1 protein-coding gene and 1 pseudogene are annotated in these 1,102 nt (G+C 42.0%); both read right to left on the bottom strand.

Annotation, left to right across the window (positions count from 1 at the left end):
- A pseudogene (locus tag FTV42_RS17255) lies at positions 1–502 on the bottom strand (hypothetical protein); the annotation flags it as partial.
- 140 nt (positions 503–642) lie between these two features.
- Positions 643–933: a hypothetical protein gene (locus FTV42_RS17260; protein ID WP_179995642.1), complete on the bottom strand. Its 291-nt coding sequence runs from the start codon at positions 931–933 to the stop codon at positions 643–645.
- Positions 934–1,102: the final 169 nt, after the last annotated feature.

The following is a 1,102-nucleotide window of genomic DNA, read 5'->3' on the forward strand; positions in this document are numbered from 1 at the left end:
TGTTCACATCATGCAATGGGATGATTAACGGGTTTTTGAAGTACTGGCGGCCTGCAGTTGATACTGATTCAAGTGTTCTCGCGCCTACTGGCTTGATCCACGCCGTTTTTGGGTTGCTTTGTAAATATGGGTGACTATCGCAAGACTTTGCCTTATCCCATATCTGCTGTGCCTCAATCTTTTTAGCAGCATAGCTATCAAGCTTAAGGCGCTGTTCCTTCTGCCTTACCTGTTCCGCTTTACGGCGTAGCTCTGCCAATTCCTCTGCGGTTGGCGCTTTGTTGTTATCCCGTTCTGGGTTAAATACACCACTTGCACCTGTGGCATGGTCGAAGTAGGCGTAAGTGCCATCTAAACGTAATCTAACGGATGTAGATTTATTGGAGGCTTTTTTTCCTCGTGACGGGATACGATATTCTCTTTCCACTGCCAGAACGCTAGGCAGCCTTGAGGTATCGTAACCAAGATCAGATAAAAAGTTGTGGACGGTTTTAAACGACATGTTATAATCAGTTCCAGATTCGGGCCCTGCTACTAAGACTTTGGACGGTTTAAAGTAGCGGGGCTTTTCTCATTTTTAATATCTTAAATTTCTTTAAGCTTCCATTTTTCTCGCACATAAGAACGCAAAAACCCCGCGGATCAATACGCAGGGTCATTCGATGCATTCAGTTGGTTTTTCTTTACGTCCTTGTTTTTGGCATCATCAATATAGCTTTTGATATCGCTATATTCCCAGCCATAGTACTTTCCAAATTTTTGAGTATTTGGAATTTCCCCTTTTTTAGCAAGGCGCTGCACTTGGCGAATATGTAAGCCTGTTTCTGCAGCAATAAACTTACTCCCCACAATGTTTTTATCTCGTGGGTAGCAAGACTGATATGGGGCAACCTCCCCAGCTTGGTTGTTTAAACTTTCTTTTGCATTAACCATTAGATGCACATCCTATTGTTGTGCACCAATTTTCACTCTATATACGGCGGTTTATGCCAGTTTATGCAACTGTATGCAATAAATTGCAATAAATTACACCCAATTCTATTGTTTCCAATAGCCATAAAGGGCTAAAATCAGTGTGCATCACTGCTAAATGCTATATATA

The sequence above is a fragment of the Acinetobacter sp. YH16052 genome, from assembly GCF_013417155.1.
Taxonomy (GTDB): Bacteria; Pseudomonadota; Gammaproteobacteria; order Pseudomonadales; family Moraxellaceae; genus Acinetobacter.

Coding starts and splice junctions, on each gene's coding strand:
- FTV42_RS17260 (WP_179995642.1), bottom strand. CDS start 933: ATGGTTAATGCAAAAGAAAGTTTAAACAACCAAGCTGGGGAGGTTGCC.